This window comes from Shigella sp. SIG6, from assembly GCF_053555815.1.
The window spans coordinates 1-5,264 of record NZ_JBQZXC010000182.1; the positions used below are offsets into that span (position 1 = coordinate 1).

At 47.1% G+C, this 5,264-nt stretch carries 7 protein-coding genes and 2 pseudogenes; 5 read left to right on the forward strand and 4 right to left on the reverse strand.

Features of this window, described 5'->3' with window-relative positions; genetic code table 11:
- Both ACUU1M_RS18530 and csiR read left to right on the forward strand, forming a co-directional pair.
- Positions 1-780, forward strand: a pseudogene (locus ACUU1M_RS18530) (GABA permease); the annotation flags it as partial.
- 20 nt (positions 781-800) lie between these two features.
- Positions 801-1,443 (forward strand): annotated as a pseudogene (gene csiR, locus ACUU1M_RS18535) (DNA-binding transcriptional regulator CsiR).
- Here the strand turns inward: csiR and kbp are convergent.
- Positions 1,444-1,893, reverse strand: coding sequence for a potassium binding protein Kbp (gene kbp, locus ACUU1M_RS18540; protein ID WP_000522424.1), 450 nt, complete (start codon positions 1,891-1,893; stop codon positions 1,444-1,446).
- 83 nt (positions 1,894-1,976) lie between these two features.
- Positions 1,977-2,135 (reverse strand): YqaE/Pmp3 family membrane protein, encoded by a 159-nt coding sequence (locus ACUU1M_RS18545; RefSeq protein WP_000508177.1) that lies wholly within the window; start codon positions 2,133-2,135, stop codon positions 1,977-1,979.
- Positions 2,136-2,317: 182 nt separating this feature from the next.
- On the opposite strand from ACUU1M_RS18545, the gene ACUU1M_RS18550 reads away from it, so the two are divergent.
- Together ACUU1M_RS18550 and ygaP are read left to right on the forward strand one after the other, a co-directional pair.
- Positions 2,318-2,617: an ArsR/SmtB family transcription factor gene (locus ACUU1M_RS18550; protein WP_000137293.1), complete on the forward strand. Its 300-nt coding sequence runs from the start codon at positions 2,318-2,320 to the stop codon at positions 2,615-2,617.
- A 9-nt stretch (positions 2,618-2,626) separates the two neighbouring features.
- The gene (ygaP, locus tag ACUU1M_RS18555; RefSeq protein WP_001229435.1) at positions 2,627-3,151 is read left to right on the forward strand and encodes a thiosulfate sulfurtransferase YgaP; all 525 of its coding nucleotides are present in this window, start codon (positions 2,627-2,629) and stop codon (positions 3,149-3,151) included.
- 46 nt (positions 3,152-3,197) lie between these two features.
- Here ygaP and stpA read toward each other — a convergent pair whose 3' ends face one another.
- Entirely contained in the window at positions 3,198-3,602 is a 405-nt protein-coding gene (stpA, locus tag ACUU1M_RS18560; RefSeq protein WP_000115383.1) for a DNA-binding protein StpA, read from the reverse strand.
- A 667-nt stretch (positions 3,603-4,269) separates the two neighbouring features.
- On the opposite strand from stpA, the gene alaE reads away from it, so the two are divergent.
- Positions 4,270-4,719, forward strand: a complete 450-nt coding sequence (alaE, locus tag ACUU1M_RS18565) for an L-alanine exporter AlaE (protein ID WP_000492656.1) — start codon at positions 4,270-4,272, stop codon at positions 4,717-4,719.
- A gap of 36 nt (positions 4,720-4,755) precedes the next feature.
- On the opposite strand, the gene ACUU1M_RS18570 is transcribed toward alaE, so the two are convergent.
- Entirely contained in the window at positions 4,756-5,100 is a 345-nt protein-coding gene (locus ACUU1M_RS18570) for a DUF2002 family protein (RefSeq protein WP_000281320.1), read from the reverse strand.
- Positions 5,101-5,264: the final 164 nt, after the last annotated feature.

Genomic DNA, 5,264 nt, shown 5'->3' on the forward strand with positions numbered 1-5,264 from the left:
TTGATCACCATGTTCTCGTTTATGGGCGCAGAAATTGTCACCATTGCCGCCGCGGAATCCGACACGCCGGAAAAACACATTGTCCGCGCCACCAACTCGGTTATCTGGCGTATTTCTATCTTCTATTTGTGCTCTATTTTTGTCGTCGTGGCATTAATACCGTGGAATATGCCGGGGCTGAAAGCCGTTGGATCTTATCGCTCGGTTCTGGAATTGCTCAATATTCCCCATGCGAAATTAATCATGGACTGTGTGATATTACTTTCCGTAACCAGTTGCCTGAACTCGGCCCTGTATACCGCCTCAAGGATGCTCTACTCCTTAAGCCGTCGCGGTGATGCTCCCGCGGTAATGGGTAAAATCAACCGCAGTAAAACCCCGTACGTGGCGGTGTTACTCTCCACCGGCGCGGCATTCTTAACGGTGGTGGTGAACTATTACGCGCCTGCGAAGGTATTTAAATTTCTGATCGACAGCTCCGGCGCTATCGCCCTGCTGGTTTATTTAGTCATCGCCGTTTCACAGTTGCGGGTGCGCAAAATTCTGCGAGCAGAAGGAAGCGAAATTCGCTTGCGAATGTGGCTTTATCCCTGGCTCACCTGGCTGGTCATCGGCTTTATTACCTTTGTGTTGGTAGTGATGCTATTCCGTCCGGCGCAACAGTTAGAAGTGATCTCCACCGGCTTATTAGCGATAGGGATTATCTGTACCGTGCCAATTATGGCTCGCTGGAAAAAGCTGGTATTGTGGCAAAAAACACCCGTTCATAATACGCGCTGATAATGATCAGGAGTCACACCATGACCATTACGTCTCTGGATGGCTATCGCTCGCGGTAATTTTCAACCGGATGAAAAATTACGGATGAGTTTACTGACATCGCGTTATGCACTTGGCGTTGGGCCGTTGCGGGAAGCACTTTCTCAACTGGTGGCGGAACGGCTGGTCACGGTGGTGAATCAAAAAGGGTATCGGGTGGCGTCTATGTCAGAGCAGGAGCTGCTCGATATTTTCGACGCCCGCGCCAATATGGAAGCGATGCTGGTCAGTCTGGCGATTGCCCGCGGTGGCGATGAATGGGAGGCAGACGTTCTCGCAAAAGCGCATCTGCTCAGTAAGCTGGAAGCCTGTGACGCCAGCGAGAAAATGCTTGATGAGTGGGATCTGCGTCATCAGGCGTTTCATACAGCAATTGTGGCGGGCTGTGGTTCTCACTATTTGCTGCAAATGTGTGAACGGTTGTTTGATCTGGCGGCGCGTTATCGATTTATCTGGCTGCGGCGAACGGTGCTTTCGGTGGAAATGCTGGAGGATAAACACGATCAGCACCAGACCCTGACTGCGGCGGTACTGGCGCGAGATACAGCGCGCGCCAGTGAGTTAATGCGCCAGCATTTACTGACGCCAATTCCCATTATCCAGCAGGCGATGGCTGGCAATTAACTACTCTTCCGGAATACGCAACACTTGCCCCGGATAAATTTTATCCGGGCTTTTTAGCATCGGTTTATTCGCTTCGAAGATTTTATTGTACAGATTAGCGTTACCGTAGACCTGTTTGGAAATGGCACTCAGAGTGTCGCCAGACTTAACGGTATAAAACTGGCTGGCAGTGGCTGGTGTCGCCGTTTTCACCTGATCATCAACACTGGCAATACCGGAAATATTCCCCACCGCAACAAGGATTTTCTCCTTCGCCTCCTGACTCAGGCCGTCACCAGTGACCGTCGCTTTGCCGTCGGCAATTTGAATGTTCACTTTATCGGCATCAGGTATACCGGTTTTGCTCAGATGCTCCTGCACCTTCTTCGCCTGATCGTCTTTATCGTGCTGACCTGTAACCGCATCCCAGAGTTTTTCTCCGGCATCTTTCACAAAATTGAACAGACCCATAGCTACCTCATTCGTTAACGGAAACACTCAGAAAGTGTAGCAGAGGAACGCGGCGCGTTAACGCCGCGGGGGTGAGCACAGGTTTAATCGCGGGTTTGCACCCAGAACGCGTGAATCAAACCGGGGATATACCCAAGCAGTGTCAGCAGAATATTAATAATGAACGCCCAACCGAACCCTTTACCGAGCAGCACGCCGAGCGGCGGCAGAATGATGGTGATGACGATTCTCCAGAAACCCATATGTACTCCCTATAAGAAAATTACTCATTGTTTAAAAAGAGATTTTATCTCTTAAGCGTAGTAATTTTAGCGGAGCCTGCCAGTTTCAGCTTACGCTTTTACTCTCATTTACGCTGCTGAGGCTGGTATATGTTGCATTTTTAGTTTAGAGTTTACTTAATTTAGAAAATACTTAAATAAATATGACTGAACTCGCGCAATTACAGGACAGTACCGAACAGGCAGCGGCCTTATTGAAAGCAATGAGCCACCCTAAACGGTTGCTGATTCTGTGCATGCTTAGCGGTTCCCCCGGCACCAGCGCGGGAGAGCTGACGCGCATTACCGGACTGAGCGCCTCTGCGACATCACAGCATCTCGCTCGTATGCGGGACGAAGGGCTTATCAACAGCCAACGGGATGCCCAACGCATTCTATATTCCATTAAAAATGAGGCGGTAAATGCCATTATCGCCACCCTGAAAAATGTCTATTGTCCGTAAGGAGTCACTATGGCTTTGACAACCATTTCGCCGCATGATGCACAAGAATTAATCGCACGCGGCGCAAAGTTAATCGATATTCGTGACGCTGATGAATATCTTCGTGAACATATTCCTGAAGCAGATCTGGCTCTATTATCCGTGCTGGAACAGTCAGGTCTTCCACCTAAATTACGTCGCGAGCAAATTATATTCCACTGCCAGGCAGGTAAACGCACCAGTAATAACGCCGATAAATTAGCAGCGATTGCCGCCCCCGCAGAAATATTTTTACTCGAAGATGGGATTGATGGCTGGAAAAGAGCTGGATTGCCAGTAGCGGTAAATAAATCTCAACCCTTGCCGTTAATGCGCCAGGTGCAGATCGCTGCGGGTGGTTTAATATTAATCGGCGTTGTACTGGGTTATACCGTAAATAGCGGTTTCTTCTTATTAAGTGGCTTTGTTGGTGCCGGGTTACTGTTTGCAGGAATCAGCGGTTTTTGTGGAATGGCAAGGTTGTTAGATAAGATGCCGTGGAACCAACGAGCTTGAGAAGCGACGCCGGACGCGCCCTAGCAGCGACATCCGGCCTCAGTAATTAGATCAGGAAATCGTCGAGAGATTTACCTTCTGCCAGCGCCTGAGCAATTGGCTTCGGTGTACGGCCCTGACCGGTCCAGGTTTTAGTTTCACCGTTAACATCAGTGAATTTATATTTCGCCGGACGCGGCTGGCGTTTTTTACCAGCACGTGGTGCAGCAGCAGAGCTATTACCCAATAACTCTTCCGGGTTAATTCCGTCAGCTTTCATCAGCTCCAGCCAGGTGCTAATTTTTTCCTGACGCTCAGCCAGTTCACGCTGCTGCTGTTCTTCTTCTTCACGTCTTTCTTTAGTGACAACCCTGAATTTTTCGAGCATTTCTTCAAGAACGTCAATGGAGAATTCGCGAGCCATCGCACGGAGGGTGCGAATGTTATTTAAACTTTGTAACATTACGGACATAATAAAGAAAACCTTTTAACGCCAAAACAAAAAAGTATTTCGTCGCGTAGTGTAAGCGATCACTTATTATATTTCCACAAAATTTAATCTATTTACAGTCCTGCGCGAGATTATTTCAGCTGTTATTTTCTGAAACTCTCAGAATAATTTCAAGATTATATATTAGCCATTTTGATGAGTAATTTAGGTTATTGGTGAACAGAGTGGCGCTCTCTGCTCGCTAACTCCGCAAGCCTGACAAAACCGAAGTGAATAAAAATGCAATATAACAGAATAAAAGAAAACACCCCTCACTGGTGCTTTCTGCTGTTAATGTACATTTTCTGGCATCAAAAATGCTGTAAATGACCCGGTCACGACAAACACCGAATTCTCTACGCTTATAGCGTTACCTCCCCCCCAAACTTTCATTAGTGAAATTAAAGGCAAGGTCATATCTAATTGATTTAATTGAAAATAAATCATATCGGCATGTAAAAATCCACAATGTACAAAAAACGAGCCGTTACGGAATATTTTATCTACAAAAACTGACTAAATAAAAATTTTTCACTAATTGATTAGCCATAGCCAGCGATATACGCTATGCGAAAATGCAGATGGCAATGAGATCCACTGCTTTCATCTCCATTAACATCCCATTACGCTTTTATTAAGGAGCATTAGCATGTTCTCACCGCAGTCACGCTTGCGTCATGCAGTTGCAGATACGTTCGCGATGGTTGTTTACTGTTCTGTCGTGAACATGTGTATTGAAGTTTTCCTCTCCGGAATGAGCTTCGAACAGTCTTTTTATTCCAGATTGGTAGCGATTCCGGTGAACATCTTAATTGCATGGCCATACGGTATGTACCGCGATCTGTTTATGCGCGCGGCACGCAAAGTTAGCCCGTCGGGCTGGATAAAAAATCTGGCTGATATCCTGGCTTATGTGACGTTCCAGTCACCGGTGTATGTGGCGATCTTGTTAGTGGTGGGCGCAGACTGGCATCAGATTATGGCGGCGGTCAGTTCAAACATCGTTGTTTCGATGTTGATGGGGGCGGTTTATGGCTACTTCCTCGATTATTGCCGCCGACTGTTTAAAGTCAGCCGTTACCAGCAGGTAAAAGCCTGACTCTTCTTTTCGCGACTGGCATCGCCAGTCGCGTCTTTAACTGGCTTCGCCAAATAAACCATTCAAATAACGTTCAAGCGCAACACGCGAACTAAAGCCATGCGGGATACCGTAATGCTCGTGTCGCTCGCCTGCTAAATAGAGCGGAAATTGCTGGTAATGATCGCAAGTTTTAATATCGGAAGCGGGTTCAGCCAGTGTTGAACTGCGTTCTTTTAATGTTGGATGAATTACCAGAGCGGTACGTCCCATTCGCGCTTCGCGATTAACATAGACATAATTTTCCCCACGGCGGTAACCATACGCTTTCTGGGTTACCACATCGACAGTAAAACCGACTTTTTCAAGTACGCGCGCCACCTCGTCTGGTCGTAAATACATATTTGATCCTCGTTATTTTCAACCGCGGGCCTACCTTACCTGATTGCGCATTCACAACGCTTTCAGAAAAGTCCATAAAGCCGCGATGAACCTCAGTTAAGAAAATTATGGTCTACACTGAAAATTACATCGAATTCTAATGGGGGATCATATGTTTAACCGAC